Origin of the sequence: Candidatus Culexarchaeum yellowstonense, from assembly GCF_024707025.1 — an archaeon.
In the GTDB taxonomy this organism is placed as follows: domain Archaea; phylum Thermoproteota; class Methanomethylicia; order Culexarchaeales; family Culexarchaeaceae; genus Culexarchaeum.
The window spans coordinates 23,495-31,865 of sequence record NZ_JANGFQ010000009.1; the positions used below are offsets into that span (position 1 = coordinate 23,495).

Sequence of the window (8,371 nt, forward strand, 5' to 3'; positions counted from 1 at the left end):
ATGATGGGTAGAGTTATACTGCTCTTTGGGATAATGACTGGGCTCCTAATGCTTGTGGGTTACGCCATAGGCTCACTATTTGGAAGCCCATTAACTGCTGTTGAATTATCCCTAGCTATGGCTCTATTCATGAATCTAATCACATACCTATACTCAGATAAAATCGTCTTAAGCATGTGTGGAGCTAGAATAGTTAGTGAAGCAGAATATCCACGTTTACACAGGATAGTTGAACGTGTAGCCAATGCGGCAAACATACCAAAACCAAAAGTTGCAGTAATAGATAGCAATGCCCCAAATGCTTTTGCAACTGGTAGGGGTCCTGGGAGAAGCGTTGTAGCTGTAACCAGGGGGTTAATGTCAATACTAAATGAAGATGAAATTGAAGCGGTAATAGGGCATGAGATAACGCACATCAAGAATAGGGATATACTTGTATCAACAATTGCTGCAACCCTTGCTGGTGCAATAAGCTACCTAGCATTTCTCGGAAGATGGGGAATATTATGGGGGGCTGGTGAACGTAGGAGGGATGAGGGATCCATAGTGGCTGCATTGTTGGCGGCAATACTAGCCCCAATAGCTGCAACACTAGTGCAATTGGCAATATCCCGTGAGAGGGAGTATGGAGCCGATGAGGGTGGAGCGAAGATTACAGGTAAACCCATGAGCTTAGCCAACGCTCTAATAAAGATAAGTGGAGCTAAGAATGCTGGATTAACATTGAACGTGAATCCATCAACATCCCACATGTGGATAGTAAACCCACTGAGAGGGGCAACTCTAGAAGAACTATTCTCAACACATCCACCAGTGGAGAAGAGGGTTGAAAGATTAAAGAAGATTGCCAGGGAAATGGGAATATACTACATGTAACACATCAAAATTCCACGATCAAGACATTCAAAGAATTAAGCATACATTATATGTTGGGACACTTTTAAATTGTCAAAGCACCCAATATTTTATTGGGGCCCGTAGCTCAGTTTGGATAGAGCGTCGGCCTGCGGAGCCGAAGGTCCTGGGTTCAAATCCCAGCGGGCCCGCCACCATTGATTGTACATATCTGGTTATGCTGAAACTATGATCATGTTTGAGGATTTCAACAATCAAAATAGTAATGTACTAAAAGTTTGACAAAACCTTAGCATTTTGATAAGTTTTAAATTGTAGTATTATGACAATAGTTATATATACCCCTATAATAACTAATTTAAATCCTTTGTGAGAAATATGTGTGGGCATCACCATCATCATGTAATGGATTTTAAGAGGAGGTTTACATTATCTGTTTTGCTAACAATCCCCCTCCTATTCCTCTCAGAATCCATTTACAGCTTCTTCGGTATTGAATTCTCAATCCCTTATGGTGCTTTCCTCTCGCTAATGCTTTCCACAGTAATATTCTTTTATGGTGGTTTTCCATTCCTATCTGGTTTGGTTTATGAGGTTGGGGTTCGCCGTCCTGGTATGATGACCCTTGTGGGTTTCGCCATAACCATAGCCTTTGCATATTCTGTTTTAACTGTTTTTAGTGGTGGAAGATTCTTCCTCGAGCTTGCCACATTGATTGATATTATGCTTTTAGGGCATTGGGTTGAGGCTAGGAGTGTTATGGGTGCTTCCATGGCTTTGGAGGGGCTTGCAAAACTTATGCCTAAATATGCCCATTTAATTATTGATGGTGATGTTAAGGATGTTTCAGTTTCAGATTTGAGAGTTGGAGATATTGTGCTAGTTAAGCCTGGTGAGAAGATTCCATGTGATGGTGTTGTGGTTGAGGGGGAGAGTCATGTTGATGAAGCTCTCTTGACAGGTGAATCTAAACCAGTCCATAAGGGGGTTGGTGATAGGGTTATTGGCGGTTCAATTAATGGTGATGGCGTTTTAAAGGTTAGGGTGGATAAGTCTGGGGATGAAACATACTTAGCGCAAGTCATAAGGCTAGTTAAGCAAGCTCAAGAAAGTAAAACAAGAATTCAAGATATCGCTGATAAAGCAGCTGCACTACTATTCTACATATCCCTCGCTGCTGGGGTAATAACATTCCTATACTGGTATCCAGTAAGTGGAGTTTACGCAGCTCTATCGAGAACGGTCACGGTTCTGGTGATAGCTTGTCCACATGCATTGGGCTTAGCAATCCCCCTCGTGGTAGCCCTCACAACATCAATAACTGCGAAGATGGGTATTCTAATTAGGGATAGGATGGCTCTTGAACTTGCAAGGAACATTGACACTGTAGTTTTTGATAAGACTGGAACATTAACTCTTGGTGAATTGAAGGTTACAAGAGTTATTCCATATATTGATTTAGATGAACTTGTAAGTTTAACTGCAAGTTTAGAATCAAATTCTGAGCATACAATTGCAAAGGCCATTGTCGAGTATGCTAAATCAATTGATGTAGGTTTAAGGAGGGTTGAAGAATTTAAATCCATTCCTGGTAGGGGGGTTTATGGTAGAATTGATGGTAGGGAAGTTTACGTTGGAGGTTGGAATCTAATCAAAGAACTCAAAATTCCAATTAAAGATGATGTGGTTAAGGAAGTTAGTGGGAGGGGCGAAACATTAGTATTCACAGTAGTTAATGGGGCTTTAGCCGGTGTATTTACATTATCAGATGTCATAAGACCTGAATCCTACGAAGCTGTTAAAGCACTTAAAGATATGGGTGTAAACGTTTATATGATAACAGGGGATTCCGAGGATGTGGCTAAATGGGTTGCTGAAGAGCTTAACATAGATAGATACTTTGCAAATGTACTTCCACATGAAAAGGCTGAAAAAGTTAGGGATTTAATGCGTATGGGTTATAGAGTTGCAATGGTTGGAGATGGAGTAAATGATGCCCCTGCATTGGCTTCAGCTCAAGTTGGAATAGCCATTGGAGCTGGAACTGATGTGGCAATTGAGAGTGCCAATATAATATTGGTGGGTAATGATCCTAGGGGGGTGGTCAAAGTACTCGAAATAGCTAAGAAATCATATTCAAAGATGATTCAAAACCTATGGTGGGCTGCGGGATACAATGCCATCACAATACCCATGGCGGCTGGAGTTCTATCAAACTTAGGCTTAACAATTCCACCAGCCATTGGAGCAATAATAATGTCGGTAAGTGATGTAATAGTTACATTGAATAGTAGTACTCTAAGAAGATATGAGCCGAAAATTCCAGAGTATATGGAGAAGTACATCACTATAGACCCAGTATGCGGGATGGAAGTTGATCCAAGTCAAGCTTACGGAAAAATCGAGTACAAAGGTATAACCATATACTTCTGCTCACAAGAATGCCAAGAAAAGTTTAAGAGAAACCCAGAAAAATACTTCTCAAAACTATTGAAGAATGAAAGCCAGGCTTAACTTAAAGAAAGCAATAATTACTTCACAATTTAGTTTTCAATGATAATCCACATTAAAAAAAATGTAAATAAAATTATGGAAATTGTTGAAATATAGCTTATTACTCTGCTGGGTTTAAAATGTAATATCCATCATAATTTATTGCTTCAGAATTTTCCATAGGGTTCCCTATTCCTATACTGTACCATCCTTCATATGGTGGGTATATATGTACTTCTGCATAACCATCATAACATCTATAACAGTAAAAGTGTCCATAAGCCCAATACACTATCCCAACGTATGTCGACTGGTAGGCAGGGTTCCATCTACATGATATATCTATGCGTTGAGTTGTGTATAGATAGTGGTATCCATGACAATTCAGGTATCCTGGTTCTACAGTTCCATATATTGGATAAGTTCCTGTTTCCTGTACTGGTTTACTTGAAATCCTTTTCAGCATAATTTTAAAAGCTTTTCAAGTAAGTTAGTATATTAGGTGAAGCTTTTGAGGAGAATAATTCTTTTACTATTCATAATTCTCACAGTATCCGCATTTTCCTTCGTATTGAACAATTTTGCTGGATTAAAGATATTCCCCTCACATTCCTTCACAATTAGTCTCAACCTTTCAAATTATACTGAGACTAGTAGAGTTGTCATTTCAATTTCTCATCCTAATTCCACATTCACCGTAATAAGGCTTGATACTTCAAAACCTGAGCATGGAAATATCATTGAACTCACCCCTAAAGACTACAATTATAAAATACTATCTTTCAATAACTCGGTTTCCATATTTGGTGTGGTGGAGGTTGCTGGGCTTTCACCTAGATCTTGGTATTATGTTAAAGTCTGTCTTCCAATAAACTTTACAGTTAAACCATATGTCCTCTTGACTGGTGCTTTAAGGTATGGTGAAACTTATCATTTGGAGTTTCCAATGGGTTATGATTCAACATATGTTGGTAAATCATATTTTTGGGTTTCAGGGTTTACTAGTGATGATGGTGTTTTGGCCTTCAATTTCATGGTCGTCACCCCCTCTACATGATTTTTCTCTCGGTAATTTTGTGGTGAAGGGTGTTATGAGAATTGACTTGAAGGATTTGGCTGTAAGCATTCTCTTGCTCATATCCTCATTTGTTCTAGTTAACAAATTGCTGAATCCAACACCTATACAGATAATTGTGAGTGGTGAGGGTCAACCTATAGTGGTTAGGGAATTTGTGACTTATACTCTAATTGACGTTATTGTGGTTGTTGCATCCACGGTTATAGTTTGCATGACCTCCTTCTACATACTATTCTCAACACGTTTGGAGGGGAAAGCATTAAACCCTTCTAACTCCATAGAATCCGACATTAAATTTGCATTACGTCTCTTAGAGGGAGATCAGAAGAAGATTTTCCTCTTAATTGTTGAGTCCGGTGGTAGCATTCTGCAGAGCGAGATAGTTGAGAAAAGTGGGTTCTCCAACGCTAAAGTTACGAGAATTTTAAGTGAACTTGAATCTAAAGGGCTTATAATTAAACGTAGGTATGGTATGACGAATAAAATTGAAATTAATAGGGAGATGCGAACTGCAAAATAGCATAATTTCACAACTGTTTAGCTTGTTTAATTCTCCTGAGAAAGGTTAAAGCCCATTATTGTAGTTGATGAATGACAAATAAGTATTGCAAAATCATCCTCAAAAATTACTTAATTAATAATTACTTTGGAATAATACTTTCTTTGATAATTTTAAGTTTTGATGGGTTTATGTGATTTTGCAATGCTTAAGACTCTTTCAACAGTTATCTTTGCAAGTCTTACGAGGGCTTCACATTCCGGTATATAGTTGACTGCCGATTTATCGAATAGTATGTTGCTTGAGGGTGGCATTTCCTCATCGCCAACCCATATTACCAGTATTATTGGTACTTTTGGTAGGGCGTATATCTTTAATGCCACATCACCATAATCTACAATTTCACATCCCAATATCTCTGCAACTTTACGTAGTGGTTCTGGATTTCTACCAAACCCCTCTTCAAACTCCTTACATACACTCTTAAATGCTGGACAGTGTTTTAGAGCGTATTCTCCATATGCCTTGAATAATTCTGTGAATGAAGCGTATTCTCCAATTTCCCCAACATCTTCTGTTGCTTGGGAATGTATGTATAATACATAGTATATTTCGCCTTTCCTATCATCTTCAACCTCTTCATTTAGGATTTCATCATATATCTTCCCATCCTCCAATGATAATTTGAATCCTAGGAAGCGGATTTCCCTCCCCTTCTCGAATCCAAATCTCCCAGCAAGACTTTTGACATTATCTTTAACTTTATCCCAATTCTTCCAGTATGAGAGGAGTGCCATGGGATCATCAATCCCCCATTAATCTATCAACTTTATATTTCTTGCTATTTCCCTTGCCGCCATTACTGCTGGACTGTTGCTTGGCAATTCCAGTATTGGCTTCCCATTCACACTATATTCCAGTATCATTTCATCTTCAGGTATTATCCCTGCAAATTCATATCCAACTTTCTCAGACCATTCACGCAATTTTCCTTCGCTGGATTTTGGTATCCTATTTCCAACAATATACATGTGTTTAGCTTCTATATTTACTTCCCTTACCAATTGTTTGATTTTTTCAGCTGTCTTGAAGCTCATCATTGATGGATCTACCATTACTATTAGGGTATCCACATACCTATCTGTCCTTCTACTTAAATGTTCCAATCCAGCTTCCATATCCATTAATACGACACTGTAATTCTTTACTAATTTGCCAGTAATTTTTGTTAATACTGCGTTTATGTAGCAGTAGCATCCCTCCCCCTCCCCTCTACCCATGGATAGGAAGTCGAAGCCATTTGCTTCCACTATTGCCCTATAAACCCAATATTCTATCAATGTGTCTTTGGAGAATCCCACGGCCACCTCCACATCATCCACTTTACGTCTAAACTCTTCAACTATCTCTGCAACACTTTTCTCAACGTTTACACCCAATAATTCGTGTAGATTCATTGCTGGATCGGCATCTATCACTATTATATCATCATTGCTACCACTTTCAAGTAGAACTTTTAGTAGTAGTGCTGTTAGGGTTGTCTTCCCACTGCCCCCCTTACCTGATATTGAGGCTATGAATGGTCTTATCATAATTCAACACCATAATAGTATGCGTTTCCAAATTCTTTAACTTATTTACGACGTATTTTCCTACTGGCTTCCCACCATGTTGGGAATAGCTCCCTCTTACCTGGGAGTACGAATCCAGCTTGATATTCATCCATGAAGTCTGGGTCTAATAGTAATTCTATGATCGCCACTATCTTTGAAATCCTCTCAGCCTCCTCCCTATAATCCTTTGATATCAATGATAGATATGATCCTCCGAGGGATCCATTCCCAATGTAAATTATTTCGGCATTTGTGAATTCCGGTATCATCCCTATTGCTATGGCATTATTCACGTTTAGGTATTTTCCAAAAGCTCCACATATATACACTTTTCTAACATCGTTTACGTTCATCAACATCTTCTTCAATAGAATTGATATTGCAGCGCAAACCGAGGATTTCGCGTCAATTAGATTGTATATGTCCTTCTCCGTTATCACTATATCCCTTCCAATTGAAGTTTCATCTTTAGATGCAACTACATATTCGTATCCATCAGCCCCCAATCTAATGTACTGCGATTCTATATCCCTTCTGAATTTGCCAAACACATCTATTACTCCATTTATGAATAGTTCTGCTAGTAAATCTATGTACCCAGAACCACATATTCCAATTGGTTTTGCTCCACCTATTGTGTTGTAATGTGCTTTTAATGTTTCTGAATCTATCTTTATACTTTCAATTGCCCCCTCAATGGCCCTTACACCACATTTAAGTCCCCACCCTTCAAAGGCTGGTCCAGCTGGAGCTGTGGTCCCCAAAACCCAATCTCTACATCCAATAACAACTTCTGTGTTTGTTCCTATGTCTATTAGTATGGATGGTTGTTCTTGGAAGCTTAATCTTGAAGTTATAATGTCTCCTATAACGTCTCCACCGAAGAATCTACCTGCACATGGAAGTACGTATATTGGTGTATTCCCATTCAATTTTAACCCTAGATCCTTTGCATGTAGTGTATATGGGTTTCTTGGAATGTTAACTCTCTCTTTAAATGATTTTACCAGTGGACTTGGATTCAACCCTATGGTCGTATATGTCATTACAGTATTTCCAGCAATAGCCACTTCACATATTTCATTGGCATTTACACCAAGTTTCCCACATAACCTCTTTACGAGTTCATTTATTGTATCCACAACTGCTTTTTGAAGCTCCTTTAAACCATCCTTTATTTCCATTGCATATGATATTCTTGACATTAAATCTTCTCCATAAACCAATTGTTTATTGAATTCCGACTCAGTTGCTAGGATGTTTCCATTGCTCATATCAATTATTGATGCAACTATCTTTGTGGTTCCAACGTCTACAGCTAAACCATAGAATTTCTCAACCTTCTTTGCAAAATCGATTTTAACTATCTCTTTAAGGTATGAGTTTACGATTAGAGTTGCACCATCCTCCAATATTTTATCAAATAATTCCTCGAAGCTCCATTTCTCTTCACAAGCTACTTTATATTCGCTTAATATCTTCTTTAATTCATGTATATTCCCCTTGCTTATAATTATTTTATGCGTGTATGGTTTAACTTCAACACTTTCACTCATAAAATCTGCTAGGAGTTTCGCTTTACCCATTATGCTTTCAGGCGGTATTGTTATCTCAATATCCTCTATGATCTTTGCTTGGCATGCGAGTACATATCCCTTGGATAGCTCTTCCACTGATATTACTTCTTTATCCCTAACCCTATGTTCAACATTACCCCTCGTCACTATAACTTTACATTTACCACAGAATCCCTTACCACCACATACACTCCTAATCCCTATCCCCTTCTCTCTTAGCGCTTCAAGTATTGTTGAACCCTTCTTAACGTGGAAT

At 38.5% G+C, this 8,371-nt stretch carries 8 protein-coding genes and 1 tRNA gene; 5 read left to right on the top strand and 4 right to left on the bottom strand.

Annotated elements, in window-relative coordinates:
• The 3 genes from MRT15_RS02950 (at position 1) to MRT15_RS02960 (ending at position 3,369) form a co-directional block, all read left to right on the top strand.
• The gene (locus tag MRT15_RS02950) at positions 1-876 is read left to right on the top strand and encodes a zinc metalloprotease HtpX (protein ID WP_304327765.1); all 876 of its coding nucleotides are present in this window, start codon (positions 1-3) and stop codon (positions 874-876) included.
• Positions 877-971: 95 nt separating this feature from the next.
• Positions 972-1,049: transfer RNA gene (locus MRT15_RS02955), tRNA-Arg, on the top strand.
• Between the two features lie 184 nt (positions 1,050-1,233).
• Positions 1,234-3,369, top strand: coding sequence for a copper-translocating P-type ATPase (locus tag MRT15_RS02960; RefSeq protein WP_304327767.1), 2,136 nt, complete (start codon positions 1,234-1,236; stop codon positions 3,367-3,369).
• Between the two features lie 100 nt (positions 3,370-3,469).
• Here the strand turns inward: MRT15_RS02960 and MRT15_RS02965 are convergent, their stop codons facing one another.
• The gene (locus tag MRT15_RS02965) at positions 3,470-3,814 is read right to left on the bottom strand and encodes a hypothetical protein (protein WP_304327769.1); all 345 of its coding nucleotides are present in this window, start codon (positions 3,812-3,814) and stop codon (positions 3,470-3,472) included.
• 45 nt (positions 3,815-3,859) lie between these two features.
• Between MRT15_RS02965 and MRT15_RS02970 the strand changes: the two genes are divergently transcribed.
• A complete protein-coding gene (locus MRT15_RS02970; protein ID WP_304327771.1) occupies positions 3,860-4,405 on the top strand; it encodes a hypothetical protein in 546 nt (181 codons plus the stop codon).
• Positions 4,406-4,439: 34 nt separating this feature from the next.
• Positions 4,440-4,946, top strand: coding sequence for a MarR family transcriptional regulator (locus MRT15_RS02975; protein WP_304327773.1), 507 nt, complete (start codon positions 4,440-4,442; stop codon positions 4,944-4,946).
• Between the two features lie 152 nt (positions 4,947-5,098).
• Here the strand turns inward: MRT15_RS02975 and MRT15_RS02980 are convergent, their stop codons facing one another.
• The 3 genes from MRT15_RS02980 to MRT15_RS02990 form a co-directional block, all read right to left on the bottom strand.
• Positions 5,099-5,722, bottom strand: coding sequence for a DUF3786 domain-containing protein (locus MRT15_RS02980; protein WP_304327775.1), 624 nt, complete (start codon positions 5,720-5,722; stop codon positions 5,099-5,101).
• A gap of 18 nt (positions 5,723-5,740) precedes the next feature.
• Positions 5,741-6,517, bottom strand: coding sequence for an AAA family ATPase (locus MRT15_RS02985; RefSeq protein ID WP_304327777.1), 777 nt, complete (start codon positions 6,515-6,517; stop codon positions 5,741-5,743).
• Positions 6,518-6,558: 41 nt separating this feature from the next.
• On the bottom strand, positions 6,559-8,371 hold a 1,813-nt coding region (locus tag MRT15_RS02990; RefSeq protein WP_304327778.1), incomplete at its 5' end, for an ASKHA domain-containing protein.

What these genes read in the sequence shown, in the direction of transcription:
- MRT15_RS02950 (WP_304327765.1), top strand. Translation starts at nt 1, where the DNA reads ATGATGGGTAGAGTTATACTGCTCTTTGGGATAATGACTGGGCTCCTA.
- MRT15_RS02960 (WP_304327767.1), top strand. Translation starts at nt 1,234, where the DNA reads ATGTGTGGGCATCACCATCATCATGTAATGGATTTTAAGAGGAGGTTT.
- MRT15_RS02965 (WP_304327769.1), bottom strand. Translation starts at nt 3,814, where the DNA reads ATGCTGAAAAGGATTTCAAGTAAACCAGTACAGGAAACAGGAACTTAT.
- MRT15_RS02975 (WP_304327773.1), top strand. Translation starts at nt 4,440, where the DNA reads ATGAGAATTGACTTGAAGGATTTGGCTGTAAGCATTCTCTTGCTCATA.
- MRT15_RS02980 (WP_304327775.1), bottom strand. Translation starts at nt 5,722, where the DNA reads ATGGCACTCCTCTCATACTGGAAGAATTGGGATAAAGTTAAAGATAAT.
- MRT15_RS02985 (WP_304327777.1), bottom strand. Translation starts at nt 6,517, where the DNA reads ATGATAAGACCATTCATAGCCTCAATATCAGGTAAGGGGGGCAGTGGG.